The organism is Zavarzinia sp. (assembly GCF_041650655.1).
Lineage (GTDB): Bacteria > Pseudomonadota > Alphaproteobacteria > Zavarziniales > Zavarziniaceae > Zavarzinia.
Genome location: NZ_JBAZKR010000044.1, coordinates 1 through 17,137 on the forward strand (window position 1 = coordinate 1; position 17,137 = coordinate 17,137).

24 protein-coding genes are annotated in these 17,137 nt (G+C 68.3%); 8 read left to right on the top strand and 16 right to left on the bottom strand.

Translation table 11 applies throughout. The features are described from left to right. The 5 genes from WC493_RS11665 to WC493_RS11685 all read right to left on the bottom strand — a co-directional run. Positions 1-475, bottom strand: a 475-nt coding sequence (locus tag WC493_RS11665) for a glycine--tRNA ligase subunit alpha (protein WP_373065680.1), incomplete at its 3' end; no start/stop codon positions are given. 115 nt (positions 476-590) lie between these two features. After that, entirely contained in the window at positions 591-1,295 is a 705-nt protein-coding gene (locus WC493_RS11670; RefSeq protein ID WP_373065681.1) for a hypothetical protein, read from the bottom strand. Between the two features lie 102 nt (positions 1,296-1,397). Then, positions 1,398-1,637, bottom strand: a complete 240-nt coding sequence (locus tag WC493_RS11675; RefSeq protein WP_373065682.1) for a hypothetical protein — start codon at positions 1,635-1,637, stop codon at positions 1,398-1,400. A 12-nt stretch (positions 1,638-1,649) separates the two neighbouring features. After that, on the bottom strand, positions 1,650-2,492 hold the full coding sequence (locus tag WC493_RS11680) for a S49 family peptidase (RefSeq protein ID WP_373065683.1): 843 nt from the start codon (positions 2,490-2,492) through the stop codon (positions 1,650-1,652). Between the two features lie 45 nt (positions 2,493-2,537). After that, positions 2,538-3,428 carry a LysR family transcriptional regulator gene (locus WC493_RS11685; protein ID WP_373065684.1) on the bottom strand — a complete coding sequence of 297 codons (891 nt, stop codon included), beginning with the start codon at positions 3,426-3,428 and terminating at the stop codon, positions 2,538-2,540. Between the two features lie 86 nt (positions 3,429-3,514). Here WC493_RS11685 and WC493_RS11690 point away from each other — a divergent pair, with 86 nt between their 5' ends. Beyond that, positions 3,515-3,871 carry a DUF1127 domain-containing protein gene (locus WC493_RS11690; RefSeq protein ID WP_373065686.1) on the top strand — a complete coding sequence of 119 codons (357 nt, stop codon included), beginning with the start codon at positions 3,515-3,517 and terminating at the stop codon, positions 3,869-3,871. Here the strand turns inward: WC493_RS11690 and WC493_RS11695 are convergent. The 4 genes from WC493_RS11695 to WC493_RS11710 all read right to left on the bottom strand — a co-directional run bounded on the left by WC493_RS11695 (position 3,858) and on the right by WC493_RS11710 (position 6,171). Continuing rightward, positions 3,858-4,214, bottom strand: coding sequence for an STY0301 family protein (locus WC493_RS11695; protein WP_373065687.1), 357 nt, complete (start codon positions 4,212-4,214; stop codon positions 3,858-3,860). The two genes, WC493_RS11690 and WC493_RS11695, sit on opposite strands and share 14 nt — an antisense overlap. Continuing rightward, positions 4,201-4,635: a BPSL0067 family protein gene (locus tag WC493_RS11700; protein ID WP_373065688.1), complete on the bottom strand. Its 435-nt coding sequence runs from the start codon at positions 4,633-4,635 to the stop codon at positions 4,201-4,203. The genes WC493_RS11695 and WC493_RS11700 overlap by 14 nt, the downstream gene beginning before the upstream one ends. Before the next feature lie 94 nt (positions 4,636-4,729). Further along, on the bottom strand, positions 4,730-5,539 hold the full coding sequence (locus WC493_RS11705; protein ID WP_373065689.1) for an SDR family oxidoreductase: 810 nt from the start codon (positions 5,537-5,539) through the stop codon (positions 4,730-4,732). After that, positions 5,536-6,171, bottom strand: coding sequence for a TetR/AcrR family transcriptional regulator (locus tag WC493_RS11710; protein ID WP_373065690.1), 636 nt, complete (start codon positions 6,169-6,171; stop codon positions 5,536-5,538). Before WC493_RS11710 ends, WC493_RS11705 begins: the two co-directional genes overlap by 4 nt. A gap of 116 nt (positions 6,172-6,287) precedes the next feature. Here WC493_RS11710 and WC493_RS11715 point away from each other — a divergent pair, with 116 nt between their 5' ends. Together WC493_RS11715 and WC493_RS11720 are read left to right on the top strand one after the other, a co-directional pair. Beyond that, a complete protein-coding gene (locus tag WC493_RS11715; RefSeq protein WP_373065691.1) occupies positions 6,288-7,013 on the top strand; it encodes an SDR family oxidoreductase in 726 nt (241 codons plus the stop codon). An 11-nt stretch (positions 7,014-7,024) separates the two neighbouring features. Next, entirely contained in the window at positions 7,025-7,624 is a 600-nt protein-coding gene (locus WC493_RS11720) for a 2-hydroxychromene-2-carboxylate isomerase (RefSeq protein ID WP_373065692.1), read from the top strand. A 31-nt stretch (positions 7,625-7,655) separates the two neighbouring features. On the opposite strand, the gene WC493_RS11725 is transcribed toward WC493_RS11720, so the two are convergent. Further along, positions 7,656-8,240, bottom strand: a complete 585-nt coding sequence (locus tag WC493_RS11725; RefSeq protein WP_373065693.1) for a hypothetical protein — start codon at positions 8,238-8,240, stop codon at positions 7,656-7,658. 136 nt (positions 8,241-8,376) lie between these two features. Here WC493_RS11725 and WC493_RS11730 point away from each other — a divergent pair, with 136 nt between their 5' ends. From WC493_RS11730 to WC493_RS11750, 5 genes are all read left to right on the top strand, one after another. Next, positions 8,377-9,114 (top strand): SDR family NAD(P)-dependent oxidoreductase, encoded by a 738-nt coding sequence (locus tag WC493_RS11730; RefSeq protein WP_373065694.1) that lies wholly within the window; start codon positions 8,377-8,379, stop codon positions 9,112-9,114. 144 nt (positions 9,115-9,258) lie between these two features. Then, entirely contained in the window at positions 9,259-10,458 is a 1,200-nt protein-coding gene (locus WC493_RS11735) for an aspartate aminotransferase family protein (RefSeq protein WP_373065695.1), read from the top strand. Then, positions 10,455-11,402, top strand: a complete 948-nt coding sequence (gene argF, locus WC493_RS11740) for an ornithine carbamoyltransferase (RefSeq protein ID WP_373065696.1) — start codon at positions 10,455-10,457, stop codon at positions 11,400-11,402. Before WC493_RS11735 ends, argF begins: the two co-directional genes overlap by 4 nt. 124 nt (positions 11,403-11,526) lie before the next feature. Continuing rightward, on the top strand, positions 11,527-12,444 hold the full coding sequence (locus WC493_RS11745; RefSeq protein ID WP_373065697.1) for an Hsp33 family molecular chaperone: 918 nt from the start codon (positions 11,527-11,529) through the stop codon (positions 12,442-12,444). A 14-nt stretch (positions 12,445-12,458) separates the two neighbouring features. Beyond that, entirely contained in the window at positions 12,459-13,034 is a 576-nt protein-coding gene (locus WC493_RS11750; RefSeq protein WP_373065698.1) for a hypothetical protein, read from the top strand. 6 nt (positions 13,035-13,040) lie between these two features. On the opposite strand, the gene WC493_RS11755 is transcribed toward WC493_RS11750, so the two are convergent. The 6 genes from WC493_RS11755 to WC493_RS11780 all read right to left on the bottom strand — a co-directional run bounded on the left by WC493_RS11755 (position 13,041) and on the right by WC493_RS11780 (position 17,129). Next, on the bottom strand, positions 13,041-13,241 hold the full coding sequence (locus WC493_RS11755) for a hypothetical protein (protein ID WP_373065699.1): 201 nt from the start codon (positions 13,239-13,241) through the stop codon (positions 13,041-13,043). Then, a complete protein-coding gene (locus tag WC493_RS11760; RefSeq protein WP_373065700.1) occupies positions 13,238-13,450 on the bottom strand; it encodes a helix-turn-helix domain-containing protein in 213 nt (70 codons plus the stop codon). The genes WC493_RS11755 and WC493_RS11760 overlap by 4 nt, the downstream gene beginning before the upstream one ends. Next, positions 13,450-14,013 (bottom strand): DUF2975 domain-containing protein, encoded by a 564-nt coding sequence (locus WC493_RS11765; RefSeq protein WP_373065701.1) that lies wholly within the window; start codon positions 14,011-14,013, stop codon positions 13,450-13,452. Before WC493_RS11765 ends, WC493_RS11760 begins: the two co-directional genes overlap by 1 nt. Positions 14,014-14,096: 83 nt before the next feature. Further along, a complete protein-coding gene (locus tag WC493_RS11770) occupies positions 14,097-15,125 on the bottom strand; it encodes a zinc-binding dehydrogenase (protein ID WP_373065702.1) in 1,029 nt (342 codons plus the stop codon). Between the two features lie 23 nt (positions 15,126-15,148). Next, a complete protein-coding gene (locus tag WC493_RS11775; RefSeq protein ID WP_373065703.1) occupies positions 15,149-15,868 on the bottom strand; it encodes an SDR family NAD(P)-dependent oxidoreductase in 720 nt (239 codons plus the stop codon). Between the two features lie 10 nt (positions 15,869-15,878). After that, positions 15,879-17,129 carry a beta-ketoacyl-ACP synthase gene (locus WC493_RS11780; protein ID WP_373065704.1) on the bottom strand — a complete coding sequence of 417 codons (1,251 nt, stop codon included), beginning with the start codon at positions 17,127-17,129 and terminating at the stop codon, positions 15,879-15,881. Positions 17,130-17,137 lie beyond the last annotated feature (8 nt).

The window sequence follows — 17,137 nt, forward strand, 5'->3', positions numbered from 1 at the left end:
CGTCGAGGCCGCCGACCTGCTGGAAATAGGTGAACTGGGTCACCTCCATGCCGTCGCACCAGACTTCCCAGCCGAGGCCCCAGGCGCCCAGCGTCGGGCTCTCCCAGTCGTCCTCGACGAAGCGGATGTCGTGATTGTCGACGTCGATGCCCAGCGCCGCCAGCGAGCCCAGGTAGAGGTCCAGGATATTGGCCGGGCTCGGCTTCATCAGGACCTGGAACTGGTAATAATGCTGCAGCCGGTTCGGGTTCTCGCCATAGCGGCCGTCCTTCGGCCGGCGCGAGGGCTGGACATAGGCGGCGTTCCAGTGCTTGGGGCCGAGCGAGCGCAGCGTGGTCGCCGGGTGGAAGGTACCGGCGCCGACCTCCATGTCGTAGGGCTGCATCAAGACGCAGCCCTGACGGGCCCAATAGGTCTGGAGGGTGAGGATCAGTTCCTGGAAGGGCGGGGCTTTCGCCGCCGTCGGCGCCGACATGGGATGGCTTACCTGAACAGGTATGAAGGTGGGCGCAAGGTAATGAGCCGTGCCCCCCCGGGTCAACCCTGCCTGTGTGGGGTCGTCCCGTCCGCGCCACGCATGGCCCGGCGGCTCATTTCCTTGCGCGCAGGAAGGCGGCGAGGTCGAAGGTGACGCTGGCGCCATAGTCCGGCGCCTTGCCCGCCGGCGCATTGTAATGACCGGAAGCGGAAAGGCCGGTTACGCCCAGGGGCACGGTCGCCCCGGCGCCCCGCTCCATGATCTTGAAGGACAGGCCCTCGACACCGGGGACCGGGATGTCCTTGTCCTTGATCATGCCGAAGGCGAAGTCGCGTGTCGGCCGATAGGCCAGGATGGGCGTGACGATGGCGCCGACCACGAGGCCGCTGACCGAGACCATGAGCACGCGCTCGCCGCCGCTGGCGCCCCGCCAGTCGTCACGCAGTTCGCCGAGCCGCCGCATCCCGACCGCATGGGCCTGCTGTACCAGCCCCTGCACCGCCGGCACGGCATAGAGGGCGGCGATCAGGTCGGAAATCTCGCCGGCCCTGGGCGTTTCGGGGCCGGCCCCCGGCTTGCTCAAGGGTTTGGGGGCGGGAATGGGTTGGTAGCCCGGGCCGGCGGTGGGCGACCAGGCGGGCACGGATAGAAAGGGCGGGTTGGGGCCGGGGCCCAGGATGGCATCCCAATGCGGCATCAGAAGCTGGAAATTCGGTTGCAGCCATTGCGGCAGCGCGGTCGCGCCGCCCGACTGGGCCTTGAGGTCCAGCATGGTCTGGGCGATCGAGGGATCGAGCTTCAGTTGCCCTTCGAACAATCGTATTCGCGGTGGCCGGTAGCCAAAGCCTGGATCGCCCATCGATTGCCCCTCAGCGAAGCTGTCCGCGGAGCACAGGCTATCACGGGCACCCGCCCCGGGTCATGTCGGTCGTGCCGGGCAACCGGGGGTCGAGCAGGATTGGCCCGCCGGACGATAGGTGCCGCAGGAAGGGCAGCGCACAAGGTCGTCCGCCTCGATGGTCTCGGTCGGCTTCGGGGACGGCGGGGACGGTGCCTCGGTCCGTTTCGGCTGGCTGCCGAGCACGGCCCGCTTGATCGAGACATAGGCGAGGCCGAGCGCCAGCAGGATGGCGAAGGCCTTGAACAGCAGAGCGAACATGCCGCCCTCCCCCTAGAGACCGAAGCGGGACCACAGGCCCCGCGCCTCGACGGCACCCATGGCATCCGCCGCCAGCCCGCGGGCGAGGCGGGGGCCGAGCGGGAACAGCCGGCGCTTGGCCGCGATCGGCACTAAACGTACTTTGGGGCCGTATTCGGCGCGCAGCTTCGAACGGATGTCGCCCGTGCCATCGGTCAGGCCGAGGTCGACGGCGCGCGTGCCGGTCCAGACGTCGCCGGTGAAAAGCTCGTCCGGGCTGCCGGTCAGGCGGGCGCCGCGGCGCGCCACCACCATGGCCTTGAAGCCTTCGTGGATGTCGGCCTGGAGTTCCTTCAGCCGTTCGACGTCTTCCGCCTTCTCGGGCAGGAAGGGGTCGAGGCGGCGCTTGTTGGCGCCGGCCGTATAGATGCGCCGCTCGATGCCCAGTTTCTCGATCGCCTTCTCGAAGCCGAAACCGCCGGAGATGACGCCGATCGAGCCGACGATCGACATCGGGTGGGCATAGATCCGGTCCGCCGCCAGCGCCAGCATATAGCCGCCGGAGGCCGCGACATCCTCGCAGAAGGCGAAGACGGGGACTTTCTTCTCCTCGGCCAGGGCGCGGATCCGGTCGTGCAGCAGGGCCGATTGCGCAGCCGCCCCGCCCGGCGAATTGATCACCAGGGCGACGGCGGTGAGCGGCTTCACGCTGAAGGCCCGTTCGATCAGCCCGGCGGTCGAGGGGATGGAAAGACCGGGGCGGAGCCCGCCCATGGCGCCGATGATGCCGTCGAGGCGCAGCACGGCGACGGTCGGCGGGCGGATGCCGCCCAGGCGAATCGGCAGGAAGCGGCGGAGGACATCGGTCAGCGGCATGATGGGCCTCAAGATGGGGCGGCGGCGGCCCGTGCTCAAGCGCTTTCAGGCCGGCCGCAGTTCGAGCAGGGCTTCCTGTACGATGGCGAGCGCCCGGTCCACCGGCTTGTCCCGCCGCCGGGCGAGCGCGATCTCCCGCGGCAGGGGCGGGTCGAGCGGATGGACCGCGAGCTGGTCGACGGCGACGCCGCCCCTTGTCGCCTCCCGCTGCAGGATCGAATAGCCGAGGCCGGCGCCGACGATCGCCTTCACCGCCTCGAGCCCGTCGTATTCCAGGATCGGCTGGGGCGTGACGCCGCCCGCCGCCAGCCAGTTCAGCACCAGCGCGGTCAGGTTGGAGGCCCGGTGCTCGATCACCAGGGGCAGGTGAGCGAGGTCGGAAGGGCGCAGCACGGGCGGCAGGCCGTCCTGGCCGATCGGCAGGATGGCGACCAGTTCCTTGGTGTCGATCGGCGTGGTTTCGATCCCCGGATGGTCGACCGGCATGGTCACGATGCCGATGTCCATGCGGTTGGCCATCAGGTGCTCGACCATGTCGATCGTGGTGCCGGTCGCCACCGAAACCTCGATGTTGGGATGGGCGTCGCGCAGGCGGCGCAGCACGGGCGGCAGCAGATAGGTCAGGGTCGCCGCCCCGGTACCGATCCTGACGCGGCCCAGGAAACCGTCGCGGTGGCGCCGCATGGCCGCTTCCGCCGCTTCGACCGCCGCGGCGATGCGCTCGCCATGGGCGATCAGCTCTTCCCCCGCCAGGGTCGGATAGGCGCGCTTGCCGAGCCGGTCGAGCAGTTGGACGCCGAGTCGGGCTTCGAGTTCGCGGAGCTGCACGCTCACCGCCGGCTGGCTCAGGTTCAATTCGCGCGCCGCGGCCGAGAAACTGCCCAGCCGGGCGACGGTCAGGAAGCTGCGGAGCTGGTCCAGGTTGATATCGCGCATCGATAAACAATGGCTATGATTTCAATAAAAACAATAAAATTGATGTATTTTAGCGCCCATGGTCTCCTCTGCCCATCGGATCGGCGGTGGCGCCGCTCCCCCACCATCGAGCAGCAGCCAAGGCGGGCGCCTTCGCGCCCGAAACAGGCAAGGCGGGCGTCTTCGCGCCCGAAACAGGCAAGGCGGGCGCCTTCGCGCCCGAAACAGGCAAGGCGGGCGCCTTCGCGCCCGAAGGAGGAATCATGTCTTCGGCCCGGATCATTCGCTTCCCCGTTTCCGCCCGGCGCGAGGCCCCGGCGGAGTCGCGCGGCCTGCTCGCCGCCCTCGTCGGCTTCTTCGAGCGGCGGGCGGCGATCCGCTATCTCTCGCATCTCGACGACCACCTGCTGGCCGACCTCGGCATCCGGCGGAGCGAGATCCGCGCCGTGGTCAACGGCAGGTGAGGGATAGCGTCTTGTCTTTGTGCTGGACGAAGGCGCAGGACTGGACGCCCTCCGCCTTCAGGGTCACTGGTGCCGTGGCCTTGCCGTAGTCGCATTGGACATAGAGCGTGCGCCCGGCCTGCGGAATATAGGAAACATCCCAGGTCGAGCGCGTATCGCCGTTCTTGTCCCGGGTCGAATCGTCCGGCACCAGCGAGGCCAGTTCCTCCGGCGGGCCGTCGAACAGAGTGACATTGGCGAGCGGGGCACCGCCCTGGGCGGCCGGGCAGGCCACCTCCGCCGCCTGCGCCAGGCCGGGGGCGAGCAGCAGGGCGAGCGCCAGGATTCCCCTATTCGACGACATAGAAATTGTCCCCGTTGTTGGAATTGCCATGGGCGCCGAAGCGGAGCACGCGCTTGTGGATCGCGTTGGCGGGCGCCGTCACCCATTGATCATAGACCGTGATGCCCGTGACATCCTGGCTGTCGTAGATCGCCGCGTGGCCCCGGTAGACGCCGTCCTTGAAGGTGGCGATGGCGGTGCCGGCCTTGATTTCCGCATTGCCCTTGACCAGCGCGCCCTGCTTCCAGGCCCCGGTACCGACCGGAATGGTCGAGCAGACCGTGGTCACGAAGGACACGCATTGGCCGCAGAAATCGGGGCCATGGGTCTTGTCTTTGGGCGGTTCCGCCTCGAAGGGCCCCTCGGCCGAGCTTCGCGTGCACACCCATTGGCCGAGCGGGGCCTTGGGGTTCGTCTTGTAATTGGTCGAGACATAGGCCACCGCGCTCTCCCCGCCCCAAAATCCTTGGGAACCGATGGCATCCAATCTATGCGCGTGGGCCGGCCCGTCAACCAAGTGTCGGGCCGGCCCCCGGTTACTGGCCCATGAAGGCCCGCTTCATGGTCGCCGACATGGCGGCGACGCCGCCCAGGCTCCAGCCGCCGTCGACCGGGATGATCGCGCCCGAGATATAGGTGGCATAGGGGCTGGCCAGGAACATGCAGGTATTGGCGATGTCGTCCTTGGTGCCGTAGCGGCCGAGGGGGACGGACTGGCGCGTGGCTTCCGCCGCTTCCGGCGTCGGCGCCAGGCGGGCCATGCCTTCGGTATCCTCGATCGGGCCGGGCACCACCGAATTCAGCCGCACGCCGAAGCCGCCCCATTCGAGCGCGCCGACGCGGGTGATCATGTCGACGCCGGCCTTGGCGGCGCAGACATGCATCTGGAAATCCATCGGGATATAGGCCTGGGGCGCCGAAATGTTGACGATCGAGCCGCCCGGCTTCTTCAGGTGCGGGAAGGCCGCCTTGACGACATGGAAGGTGCCGAGCAGGTCGATATCGACGACCGACTTGAAGCCGTTCGGCGAAATGCCCAGCGCCGGGGCCGGGAAATTGCCGGCAGCGCCGGAGATCAGCACGTTCAGCTCGCCGAAGCCGGCGACCGCCTCGGCGAAGACGGCCTCGATCCGGGCGGCGTCGCGCACGTCGCCCGCGAAGCCCTGGGCCTCGGCACCATGGCCCTTCAGCTTGGCGACGGCGGCATCGACCTTGTCCTGCTTCCGCGACAGCACGGTGACTTTGGCGCCCGCCTTGGCGAAGGCTTCGGCGACGCCGAGGTTGATGCCGCTGGTGCCGCCGGCGACGAAGACATGCTGGCCGGTGAAATCGAAGGGTCCGCTCATTTCGCTCTCCTCTGGGCGTTCTTCTGGTGGGGTTTCTTGTCGGTGTTTTCTGGTTCAGGCTCTTCCATACGCTCCATCAGGTGGCGGCGGGTGGCCGCCAGGATGGACTCCGAAAGCTCTTCGTCGTCGACCGCGCGCGACAGCAGCAGGGCGCCGATCATGGCGGCGACGCCGAACAGGGCGTGCCCTTCCGCCTTGCCGCGCTCGGTCGGGATCAGGGGGGCGATGCGGTCGCGGTAGCGCTTCAATTGTTCGGTGAAGATGTGGCGGGCGGGCGCCTCGGCCCGGGCGACGTCGCCGGCCAGGGCCGCGGCGGCGCAGCCGTGCACCGGATCGTCGCGGTGCTGGGGCGACAGATAGGCCTCGATCATGGCGGCGCGCTGGTGCCGGCTGCTCCGGGCCACCGCCTTTTCGAGCCGGGCCTCGTCGGCCGCGAAGGCGCGGTTCAGCGCTTCCTCGACCATCGCCTCGCGGCTCTCGAAATGGCTGTAGAAGCCGCCGTGGGTCAGGCCGGCGGCGCGCATCACCTCGGCGATGCCGGTGTGTTCCAGGCCCTTGCGGCGCAGAAGGTCGATCGCCGCATCCAGGATGCGGTCGTGGTTCGCCTGTTTCTGCGCCTGGGAATAGCCCATCCCGTCTCCCCCGCTTGACGATCTGCATGATCGGGATCATCCTGATTCTGGATGACGCAAATCATGCAGAATTGCAATGGGGAAAGCGTCCCCCGGCAGCGAAGTGGGAGGCAGCAATGGTCAAACCGGTCGCCCTGGTCATCGGCGCCGGCGACGCGCTGGGCGGTGCCATCGCCAGGCGCTTCGCCCGCGAGGGCTTCGCCGCCTGCGTCGTCCGCCGCAACGCCGACAAGCTGGAACCCCTGGTCGAGGAGATCCGCGCGGCCGGCGGCACCGCCCATGCCTTCGGCGTCGATGCCCGGCGGGAGGAGGCGGTGACGCCCCTGTTCAGCCATATCGAAGGGGCGATCGGCCCGGTCGAGGTCATGGTCTTCAACATCGGCGCCAATGTCCGCTACCTGGTCACCGAGACGACCGCAAGGGTCTATTACAAGGTCTGGGAAATGGCCTGTTTCGCCGGTTTCCTGACCGGGCGGGAGGCGGCGCGGGTGATGGCGGCGCGCGGCCGCGGTACCATCATCTTCACCGGGGCGACGGCGAGCGTGCGCGGCCGGGCCGGCTTCTCCGCCTTTTCCGGGGCCAAGCACGCGCTGCGCGCCCTGGCCCAGAGCATGGCGCGCGAGTTGGGCCCGCAGGGCATCCATGTCGCCCATACGATCATCGACGGCGCCATCGACACCGCCTTCATCCGCGACAATTTTCCCGACCTCTACGCGACCCGGGCGCAGGACGGCATCCTGAACCCGGATCATATCGCCGATGCCTATTGGTCCCTGCACAGCCAGAAGCGCGATGCCTGGACCCACGAACTCGACCTGCGCCCCTGGTCGGAAAACTGGTGAGGAACCCCCCCATGCCCCAAGACCCGACACCGAAAACAGTGGAATTCTATTTCGATTTCGGCAGCCCGGCCGCCTATCTGGCCTGGCGCCGCATCGGCAGCGTCGCCGAACGGACCGGCGCCACGGTGAAGCCGATCCCCATGCTGCTGGGCGGCTTGTTCAAGGCGACCGGCAATGTGGCGCCTGCCACGGTGCCGGCCAAGGGCGTCTATCTGTTCAACGACCTGCAACGCTTCGCCCGCAAGTTCGGCGTGCCTTTCCTCCTGAACAGCGCCTTTCCCATCAACACGATCAGCCTGATGCGGGGCGCCGCCGGCTACGACGGCTCGGCAGACTTCCGGACCTATTGCGACACCGTCTACGACGCGATCTGGCGCGACGACCGCAACATGGGCGACCCCGCCGTGGTGGCCGAGGTGCTGACCGCCGCCGGCCTGGACCCGGAGCGTTTCACCGCCCTGATCAACGATCCCGCGGTGAAGGAGAAGCTGAAGGCCAATACCGAGGAAGCCGCGGCCCGCGGCGCCTTCGGCGCGCCCACCTTCTTCGTCGACGGCGAGATGTTCTTCGGCCAGGACCGGCTGGACTTCGTCGAGGAAGCGCTGGCTTGAGGCCCAGAAGGCGATCCCGGTGGCCGCGGACTCAGGGCGGACAGCCGTAATCTCGGCGCAGTTTGGCGATCAGTTCCGCGAAACTGGCGACCCCGGGCGGCAGCAGGGGCTGACGCCCGGGCACGGCCGCATCCTGCCGGGCGCTCGCCGCCAAGCTGCGGGTCAGGGCGGCGCAGGCGCCCGCCCGGTCGCCCAGGGCCTGGGCGATCCGCGCCTCGCCCACCGAGGTGTTGGAGAGGAGGTCGTAATGATCCGTCTGGCCGAGGAGGCGGCTGGCCTCCTGCATCTCGGCGAGCGCCCGGCGCAGGCGCTCCGGCGCCACCGGCGTATCGGCCGGCGCCGGGCCGTCGGAGACGATGGCCTCCGTGCCCGGGGTCGACAGGAAATAGGCATATTCGCGGTGTGCCATGGCGATGCCGGTGCTATCCCCGGCTTGGCTCGATGCGTCCATCGCCTCCTGGATCAGGGCTTTGGCGCGGGCCGGCCGTCCGGCCTCACTGTAGAGGTAGCGCGCTTCGCGGAGCTTGGCGGCGGGATCGTCGGTCGCGGGGATGCCGACGCCGGCACAGCCGGAAATGCCGAGTGCAAGCAGGATCGCGAGAAGAGGCTGTCGCATCGCTGGGCTCCGCCGGCTGGCACGGGGCGAGATTGCCCTCGCGGCCGGGCCGGCGTCAACTCTGGTTGCTTTTGTGCCGCCGGCGCGACCGATGGTTAGGTCTCGGACGCCCGGATCAGGAGGAGGAAACAACGATATGAGCGACACTATGACACCGGCCGCCGTCGTCTTCGGCGTCGGCCCGATCGAGGGGGTGGGCGGCGCCGTCGCCCTCCGTGCCGCCGACGGCGGCCTGAAGACCTATGTCGCCGGCCGCCACCCGGACAAGATGGCGGGCGTGGTCGCCCAGATCGAGGCCGACGGCGGCGAGGCCATGGCCCTTTCCTGCGACGCCACCGTGAAGGCCGAGGTCGAGGCCGTCTTCGCCCGCGTCGCAGCGGACGGCTGCCGGCCGGTCCTGGTGGTCTTCAACGTGGGCGGCAATTGGCCCATGTCCTTCATGGAACTGACCCCCGAATTTCTCGAGGGCATGTGGCGCCAGGGGCCGCTGGCCGGCATGTTGGTCGGCCAGGGGGCGGTCAAGGCGATGGCCGATCAGGGCGGCACGCTGATCTTCACCGGCGCCTCCGCCTCGCTGCGCGGCCGGCCGATGTTCGCCGCCTTCGCCTCGGCCAAGGCCGGCCTGCGGGCGATCGCCCAGGCCATGGCGCGGGAATTCGGACCCCAGGGCCTGCATGTCGCTCATGTCGTCATCGACGGCGTGGTCAATGGCGAGCGCATCCATCGCTTCATGCCCGGCTTCGTCGAGGCACGCGGTGCCGATACCTGCCTCGATCCCGCAGCGATCGCCGAAACCTATTGGCAACTTCATCTTCAGCCCCGCTCGGCCTGGAGTCATGAATTGGAGCTTCGTCCTTTCGTCGAGACCTGGTAGGCGGAATCGGGCAGAAACGTTGACAGAGCCAGGGCGGCACTATTTACTCTGCCGCTCTTCTGTGCCGGGACCTGCTGGCGGCGTCGTGTTCCGTGGTGGGATGCGGGCGGCTTGGCGGGTTTTCTATTTTCAGGAGCAATCCCCGTGTCTACCTCCGCCGTCCTGCCGACTTACGCGCGCGTCGATCTCGCCTTCGAAAAGGGCGAGGGCGCTTGGCTGGTGTCGACGGACGGCCGACGTTACTTGGACTTCGCGGCCGGCATCGCGGTCTGCGCCTTCGGCCACGCCCATCCCTATCTGGTGAAGGCCCTGACCGAACAGGCGGGCAAGGTCTGGCACACCTCCAACATGTTCCGCATCCCGGGGCAGGAGCTGCTGGCCAAGCGCCTGACCGAGGCCACCTTCGCCGACTACGCCTTCTTCACCAACTCGGGTGCGGAAGCGGTCGAATGCGCGATCAAGACGGCGCGCAAATATCATTCGGCGACCGGCAATCCCGAGCGCTATCGCCTGATCACCTTCGAAGGCGCCTTCCACGGCCGCACCCTGGCAACCATCGCCGCCGCCGGCCAGAAGAAGCTGATCGAAGGCTTCGGCCCGCCGATGGATGGTTTCGACCATGTCCCCTTCGGCGACATCGAGGCGGTGAAGGCGGCGATCGGGCCGGAGACCGCGGGCATCCTGTTCGAGCCGATCCAGGGCGAGGGCGGCATCAACCCGCTCTCCGACGCCAAGATGCGCGAGATCCGGGCGCTGTGCGACGAGCACGGCATCCTCCTGGTGCTCGACGAGGTCCAATGCGGCATGGGAAGGACCGGCAAGCTCTTCGCCCATGAATGGGCCGGCGTCACCCCGGACATCATGGCGACGGCCAAGGCGATCGGCGGCGGCTTCCCGCTGGGCGCCTGCCTCGCCACCGAAAAGGCGGCGGTCGGCATGGTCGCCGGCACCCATGGCTCGACCTATGGCGGCAATCCGCTCGCCATGGCGGTCGGCAATGCCGTGCTCGATCTCATGCTGGCGCCGGAATTCCTGCCCCATGTGAATGCCATCGCCGGCCATCTGATGCAGTCCCTCGGCGCCGTCATCGACAGCCATCCGGACATCATCGAAGGCGTGCGTGGCCGCGGCCTGATGATCGGCCTCAAGGTGCGCGACGGCATCGAGAACAAGCGCCTGCTGGCCGCCATGCGGGCCGAGGGCCTGCTCGGCGTCGGCGGCGGCGAGAACACCATTCGCCTGCTGCCCCCGCTCAACATCACTGAAGTCGAAGTGGCGGAAGCCACCCGGCGCCTCGATTCCGCCTGTGCCGCCCTGGCGGCCGAGGTGAAGGCAGCATCATGACGGTTATCGGCCTTTCTCCCGCCCCCCGGCATTTCCTCGATCTCGATCTCCTCGACAAGGCGACGCTGCGCGGCATCCTCGACCGCGCCAAGAAGCTGAAGACCGCGCGCCACGGCATGCCCAAGGGCGTGCCCGACGCCGGCCGGCCGCTCGACGGCCGCATCCTGGCGATGATCTTCGAGAAACAGTCGACCCGGACCCGCGTCTCCTTCGACGTCGGCATGCGGCAGCTCGGCGGCCAGACCCTGCTGCTGCTCGGCACCGAGCTCCAGCTCAACCGGGAAGAGACGATCGCCGATACCGCCCGCGTGCTGTCGCGCTTCGTCGACGCCATCATGCTGCGCACCTCGGCCCATTCGAACCTGACCGAGATGGCGGATGCGGCGACCGTGCCGGTGATCAACGGCCTGACCCGCTGGTCGCACCCGTGCCAGATCATGGCCGACATCATGACCTACGAGGAACATCGGGGCTCGATCGAAGGCCGTACCTTCGCCTGGCTCGGCGACGGCAACAATGTGGCGCGCAGCTTCATCCATGCCGCCGCCCGCTTCGACTTCAAGCTCCGCCTGGCCTGCCCGACCGAACTGGCACCCCCGCGCGAGATCATGGATTGGGCCGCGGCCGAAGGCGCCGACGTCACCCTGACCACCGATGCCGACGCGGCAGCCGACGGGGCCGACGCCGTCGTCACCGACACCTGGGTCTCGATGGGCGACACCGAGGCGGAGCGCCGCCACAACCTGCTGGCGCCCTACCGCGTCGATACGCGGCGCATGGGCCTCGCGGCCAAGGACGCGGTGTTCCTGCACTGCCTGCCGGCCCACCGGGGCGAGGAAGTGACCTCGGAAGTGATCGACGGCCCGCAGTCCATCGTCTGGGACGAGGCGGAAAACCGCCTGCATGCCCAGAAGGGCATCCTGACCTGGTGCCTGGCGCAGTAACATCCTTCGTCATGGCCGGGCTTGTCCCGGCCAGCCACGGCAGCTCGTCGCTGCCGGTTGTTCGCGTGGATGTCCGGGACGCACCCGGGCATGGCGGCGGCATTCGTACAGAGGCGTTGAGCACATGAACGACAATCAGCGTGGGGACGACAGGGTCCTGCCGTTCCAGATCGACGCCCTGGACGTGCGCGGGCGGATCGTGCGGCTCGGCCCGGTGGTCGACACCATCCTGTCGCGCCATGATTATCCCGATGCCGTCTCGCGCCTGCTGGCCGAGATGATCGTGGTCGCCACGCTGCTCGGCAATTCGGTGAAATTCGACGGCAGCTTCACGGTACAGACCAAGAGCGACGGGCCGCTCTCGCTCATGGTTTCGGATTTCGCCACGCCGGGGGCACTCCGCGGCTATGCCCAATTCGAGCCGGAGGCCGTCGCGGCGCTGGGGCTCACGCCCTCGCTCGCCGCCCTGGTCGGCAAGGGCTATCTCGCCATGACCATCGACCAGGGGCCGGATACCGAGCGCTATCAGGGCATCGTGGCCCTGGACGGGGCCGATCTCGCCGCCTGCGCCGAAACCTATTTCCGCGATTCGGAGCAGATCCCGACCCTGGTCCGCCTCGCCGCGCGGCGCGCCTGGCCGGGCGGCCCCTGGCTCGCCGGCGGGCTGATGATCCAGCACCTGCCGCATGGCAGCGCCGGCCCTCGGATCGATGCCGCCGGCCACCTGCCCGACGAGGCGGACGACGACCATTGGGCCAACGCCAGGGCCAAGGCCGCCAGCGTCACGGCCGACGAACTGGTCGGCCCCGGCCTTCGTGCGGAAGAACTGGTCTGGCGCCTGTTCCACGAGGACGGCATCCGGGTCTATTCCCAGCTCGAGCTGGCGGTCGGCTGCCGTTGCTCGCGCGAGCATATCGCCTCCGTGCTCACCCGATTTTCGCCCGAAGATCGTGCGGACATGGCGGTGGATGGCCGAATCGTGGTCACCTGCGAATTCTGCAACGCCGGCTTCGCCTTCGACCCCGCGACGGTGGAGCCCTGACGAGGAGCGTCCTCATGATCTCGCGCCGTGAATTGCTCGTGGCCGTGCCCGCCCTCGGCCTTGCCGCCTGTTCCCACGATCCGGCGCCGAGCTTCCCGGCCTTCCGTTTCGAAGGCTCGCCCCTGCTCTTCAACCTGGCCGACATTTCGATCGACAACCGCTTCTCGCCCCTGGGCGAGGGGCATCTCGAGGCGGATTTCGACGTCTCGCCCGAGACCGCGCTGGAGAATTGGGTGGGCGACCGGCTCCAGGCCGCCGGCAGCAGCGGAAGATTGGTCGTCACCGTGACCGACGCCTCGGCCGTGCAGGAACGGCTCTCCACCACCAACGGTGTCGAGGGCCTGTTCCGCGACGAACAGGGCTTCAAGATCACCGTCCGCCTGGGGGTCGACTTCGTCGCCGACGATCCCGGCCGGCTCAGCACTGCGCGCACCCATGTCGAGGTCGAGAAGTTCAAGACCCTGGCCAAGGACGTCTCCTTCACCGAGCGCCGGCAAGCCTATTACAGCCTTTCCCGCAGCCTGATCGACGATTTCGACGCCAAAGCCGTACCGGCCCTGCGCCAGCACTTCAGGCTTTTCCTCGGCTGATCCTGCTCAGTGCGCCTCGGGCGTGATGTCGCAGTTGCCCATGGCCTTGCCCTGCGGTCCGTCGCACGACCGGCTGCAGTTGCTCGCGGCACGGCAGGTGCCGTCCAGCATGGTGCGGCCAGAGTCGCGCCAGTCCCAGTGATCGCAGGCGGCGAGGCTGCCGAGGGCCGGCAGGCCCAGCACAAGGATCATCAGACGCCGTCTCATGCTTCGTCCTCCACCACCTGCAACAGATCGCCCGGCGTGCAGCCGAGCTGCAGGCACAGGGCTTCCAGGGTCTCGAAACGGATGCCCTTCACCTTGCCCTGTTTGAGCAGGGAGAGATTGGCTTCGGTAATGCCGATGCCGGCGGCGAGGTCCTTGGACTTCACCTTCTTCTCCGCCATCACGCGGTCGAGGGTGACGCGGATCGGCATCAGACGAACTGGGCGTTTTCTTCCGCTGCCCGCGCGCCCTCGGCCATGATCGCGCCGACGATCCAGGCCCCGCCGGCGACCAGCAGGGCGACGAGCTGATTGCTGTCGAGGCCGATGGCGAGCTGCCGCTGCCCCGCCGGCATCCCGAAGGTGAACAGGACGGACAGCACCGGCGTCGCTAGGAAGGACGCGACCACGGCGGCCGCGATCCAGGCGCCGAAGCGGCTGAAATGGCGGGCGTTCTCCCGCGTCAGGGCCTGGCCCTTGGCGAAATTGGCGAAGCAGCGGTGAAGATGGTGCAGGCCGACGACGAGAAAGAGGACGGACACCAGCACGACGCCGACCCCGGCATGACGCTGCCAGGGCGCCAGGGTCGCCGGGTCGAAGGCCGCGACCGCCGTCCCCGGCACCCGGGCGATGGTCAGAAGATCGAAGGCGGGCGCAAGCTCGCCATAGAGCACGACGGCGAGAGGCAGCAGGATCATGACCGCCCTTGTCAGCGCCGCGAGCGCGGCCGAACGCCGGCGCAAGCGCACGAAATCGACGATATCCTGATCGGTCATGAGCCTTCTCCCGCCGCGATGACGGTGGGAGAATGGCATGAAATTATCGGACTGCAATAATAAATTATCGTCTATCGATAATTTTACGCCGGCACATGGGCGACGATCTTGCCGAAGAGGTCGCGGCTCTGCATCCGGCGAAGCGCCGTGCCGATGTCGCCCAGCTCGATCTCGCTGTCGATCACCGGGCGCAGGCCCCCGGCCATCTTCTGGAGCCCCGAGCGGATATTGCCGAAATTGGCGCCGAAGGAGCCGAAGATGCGCAGCTGCATCTGGAACAGCTGGAACAAGTTGGTCTCGGCCGAGACGCCGGTCGTCGAGCCGCAGGTGACCAGGCGGCCGCCGCGCTTCAGGCAGAACAGGGACTTGGCCCAGGTATCCGGCCCGACATGCTCGAAAACAACGTCGACGCCCTTCTTGTCGGTCGCGCGGCGCACGATGGATTCGAAGCGGTCCTTGTTGTAGTTGATCGCGACATCGGCGCCGAGGTCGAGCACCTTCTGGATCTTCTCGTCCGAGCCGACGGTGGTGAAGACATAGGCGCCGGCCTGCTTGGCCATGCGGATCGCCGTGGTGCCGATGCCCGAGCCGCCGGCCTGGATCAGGATGGTCTCGCCCGGCTCCAGCTTGGCGTTCTCGAACAGCATGTGCTCGACCGTGCCGAAGGTCGTCGTGGCGCAGGCGGCGTCGACGTCGTTCACGCCCTCGGGGATATGGATCGCCTGGCGCGGGTCGAGGTTGACGAATTGGGCAGCCAGGCCGTCGATGTGGAAGCCCATGATCCCGGCGATATTCTCGCACAGGTTTTCCTGGCCCTTGAGGCAGCGCTTGCAGTGGCCGCAGGTGACGCCGGCATAGAGGGCGACGCGGTCGCCGATCTTATGCGTGGTCACGCCGTCGCCCAGCGCCACCACTTCGCCGGCGCCTTCGACCGCGACGGTCAGGGGCAGCTTCCGCTTGGCGAAGGCCATGCCGCGCAGACCCCAGACGTCGATATGGTTGAGCGCCACGGTCTTCATGCGGACCTGGATCTGGCCGGGCGGGGGCGCCGGCGGCGTCTCCATCTCCACGAGTTCGGTACGGCCTTCCTCGATCAGGCGCAGCGCCAGCATGGCGAAATCCTCGTTCTGTCTCTCTATTTCGCGGCGGCCAGCAGGGCGCCGAGGCCCCCGTCCACCGTGAGCGTGGTGCCATTGACATAAGCGGCGTCGTCGCGCAACAGAAAGGCGACGGCGGCAGCCACCTCTTCCGCCTTGCCGAGGCGCTGGGCCGGGATCGCCTTGGCCAGCGCAGGTGGCGCTTCGGACATTTTCGTATCGATCCAGCCGGGGGCCACGACATTGGCGGTCACGCCGCGGCGCGCCACTTCCGCCATCACGGTGCGGACATAGGCTTCGAGGGCGGCCTTGGAGGCGGCATAGGTGGCATTGCCGGCGACGGCGCGCGCTGCGGCGAGTGCGCCGACGGCGACGATCCGGCCGCGCCGCGCCGCGGTCATCGGCCGCAGGGCGGCGCCGGCGATGCGCATGAAGGAAAACAGATTGACCTGGAACAGGGCGGCAGCGCGCTCGACGTCGATGGTCGCGGCCAGCGCGTCATAGGTCGCCCCCGCATTGTGGACGACGGCATAGAACTCCCGGTCGGCCAGGGTCGCCGCGAATCCGTCGACCGCAGCCCTGTCGGCGAGGTCGAGGGCGATCGCTTCTGCCCCGGTCTTTTCCGCCAGGGCTTCGGCCGCGGCCGCGTCGCTCCGCCAGGTGAAGCTGACCCGGTAGCCGTCGAGGGCGAGCCGGCGCACCAGGGCGGCGCCGATGCCGCCCGTGCCGCCGGTCACCAGGACGGCGTCGCCGCTCACGCCGGCCCCGTCAGGCCGGGTTGCGGCCGATGACGAGGCAGACGTTCTGCCCGCCGAAGCCGAAGGAGTTGGACAGGATCAGGTCGACATCGGCAGGCCTCGCCTCGTTCGGCACGAGGTCGAGGGGGATGTCGGTCGTATCGTCGTGGTTGATCGTCGGCGGCAGCACCTGGTGTTCCAGGGTCAGCACCGAGATCGCCGCCTCGACGGCGCCCGCCGCGGTCAGCGTATGGCCGATCATCGACTTGTTGGACGAGACCGGCAGGGTCGGCGCCCGGTCGCCGAAGACCTGCTGGATGCCGAAGGCTTCCATCTTGTCGTTCTCGGGCGTCGAGGTGCCGTGGGCGTTGATATAGTCGATGTCTTCGGGGCCGACCCCGGCATCGTTCAGGGCATTGTTGATGGCCCGGATGATCGCCTCGCCACTGGGATTCGAGCGGGTGCGGTGGAAAGTGTCCGCCGCCTCGCCGACGCCGCGGATATAGCCGAGGATATGGGCGCCGCGCGCCTTGGCCGACTCGACGTCTTCGAGCACCAGGGCGCCGGCGCCTTCCGCCATGACGAAGCCGTCGCGCCCCTTGGCGAAGGGGCGGGCCGCCTTGGTCGGGTCTTCGTTGTTGGTCGAGAGCGCCGAGAGCAGGGTGAAGCGGATCAGCGCTTCCATGTGGATCGAACCGTCGGTGCCGATCGCCAGCGCCGCCTTGGTCTGGCCGCGGCGGATCGCCTCGACGCCGAGCTGGATCGCCGTCGCACCCGAGGCGCAGGCGGTGGTCAGCGTGATCGGGCTGCCCTTGGTGCCGAATTCGTCGGCCAGCTTGTCGGCGATGGTGCCGTTCAGGAAGTCGATGTGCAGGTCTTCGCCCGCCTGGCCGGCCGCCGCCAACATGCCCTTGTAGGTATGCGGGGTGCCCGGGGCCTGGTTGTCCAGGCGCTGGCGCTGCGGCCATTCGTGCTCGACCGGGGGCGAGGCCAGGAACAGCTCGCCCGGGAAATCGCCCGGCTTGCCGATATGGGCCTGCTGGATCGCTTCCGCCGCCGCGGTCTTGGCCAGGGCGAAGGAGAGCTGGGTCGCCGAGAAGGGCTGTTCCAGCAGGAAATCGACCGAGCCGCCGATCGTGGTGCGCAGCCTGTCGGTCGGGAAGCGGGTGATGCGGTGGATGCCGGAGGTGCCGGCGACCAGCTTTTCCCAATTGGCCTCGGCGCCCTTGCCGAGGGAGGTGACCAGGCCGATGCCGGTGACGGCGACGGGACGCGATGCCATCGGGAATC

Bases quoted from the DNA above. Each gene is read 5' to 3' on its own strand.
- WC493_RS11725 (WP_373065693.1), bottom strand. From the start codon at position 8,240: ATGCGACAGCCTCTTCTCGCGATCCTGCTTGCACTCGGCATTTCCGGC.
- WC493_RS11710 (WP_373065690.1), bottom strand. From the start codon at position 6,171: ATGGGCTATTCCCAGGCGCAGAAACAGGCGAACCACGACCGCATCCTG.
- WC493_RS11720 (WP_373065692.1), top strand. From the start codon at position 7,025: ATGCCCCAAGACCCGACACCGAAAACAGTGGAATTCTATTTCGATTTC.
- WC493_RS11695 (WP_373065687.1), bottom strand. From the start codon at position 4,214: ATGTCGTCGAATAGGGGAATCCTGGCGCTCGCCCTGCTGCTCGCCCCC.
- WC493_RS11685 (WP_373065684.1), bottom strand. From the start codon at position 3,428: ATGCGCGATATCAACCTGGACCAGCTCCGCAGCTTCCTGACCGTCGCC.
- WC493_RS11745 (WP_373065697.1), top strand. From the start codon at position 11,527: ATGAACGACAATCAGCGTGGGGACGACAGGGTCCTGCCGTTCCAGATC.
- WC493_RS11750 (WP_373065698.1), top strand. From the start codon at position 12,459: ATGATCTCGCGCCGTGAATTGCTCGTGGCCGTGCCCGCCCTCGGCCTT.
- WC493_RS11680 (WP_373065683.1), bottom strand. From the start codon at position 2,492: ATGCCGCTGACCGATGTCCTCCGCCGCTTCCTGCCGATTCGCCTGGGC.
- WC493_RS11705 (WP_373065689.1), bottom strand. From the start codon at position 5,539: ATGAGCGGACCCTTCGATTTCACCGGCCAGCATGTCTTCGTCGCCGGC.
- WC493_RS11715 (WP_373065691.1), top strand. From the start codon at position 6,288: ATGGTCAAACCGGTCGCCCTGGTCATCGGCGCCGGCGACGCGCTGGGC.
- WC493_RS11760 (WP_373065700.1), bottom strand. From the start codon at position 13,450: ATGCCGATCCGCGTCACCCTCGACCGCGTGATGGCGGAGAAGAAGGTG.
- WC493_RS11765 (WP_373065701.1), bottom strand. From the start codon at position 14,013: ATGACCGATCAGGATATCGTCGATTTCGTGCGCTTGCGCCGGCGTTCG.
- argF (WP_373065696.1), top strand. From the start codon at position 10,455: ATGACGGTTATCGGCCTTTCTCCCGCCCCCCGGCATTTCCTCGATCTC.
- WC493_RS11770 (WP_373065702.1), bottom strand. From the start codon at position 15,125: ATGCTGGCGCTGCGCCTGATCGAGGAAGGCCGTACCGAACTCGTGGAG.
- WC493_RS11755 (WP_373065699.1), bottom strand. From the start codon at position 13,241: ATGAGACGGCGTCTGATGATCCTTGTGCTGGGCCTGCCGGCCCTCGGC.
- WC493_RS11730 (WP_373065694.1), top strand. From the start codon at position 8,377: ATGAGCGACACTATGACACCGGCCGCCGTCGTCTTCGGCGTCGGCCCG.
- WC493_RS11780 (WP_373065704.1), bottom strand. From the start codon at position 17,129: ATGGCATCGCGTCCCGTCGCCGTCACCGGCATCGGCCTGGTCACCTCC.
- WC493_RS11675 (WP_373065682.1), bottom strand. From the start codon at position 1,637: ATGTTCGCTCTGCTGTTCAAGGCCTTCGCCATCCTGCTGGCGCTCGGC.